This window comes from Thalassotalea coralli, assembly GCF_055786205.1.
Map to the genome: position 1 here is coordinate 1 of NZ_JBVVBK010000033.1, position 255 is coordinate 255.

1 protein-coding gene is annotated in these 255 nt (G+C 45.1%); it reads left to right on the forward strand.

Going from position 1 to position 255, the window contains the following annotated elements:
* Positions 1 to 14: 14 nt before the first annotated feature.
* A partial coding sequence (locus tag ACOB80_RS20950) for a hypothetical protein (protein ID WP_473167804.1) occupies positions 15 to 255 on the forward strand: 241 nt, incomplete at its 3' end.

A 255-nucleotide genomic window follows, 5' to 3' on the forward strand; every position in this document is an offset into this window, starting at 1 on the left:
CAATACGTATTCAGGTGAACGGACAAAGTGGCTATGTAGCAGGTGACTATCAGGTAGAAGGCAATGTGGTGACGTTTACACCGAGTGCTCAGTTCCCAGGTAGCACCCAAATTAAAACAACAATCAGAAATGTTAAAGACAGAGTCGGTAACAGCGCATGCTGCTGGTACTACTACTTTAATACAGAAGATGAGTTTGATACTACAGCACCAACCGTAAGCAGTATCAGTCCGGCAGACGGAGCCATGGATATTG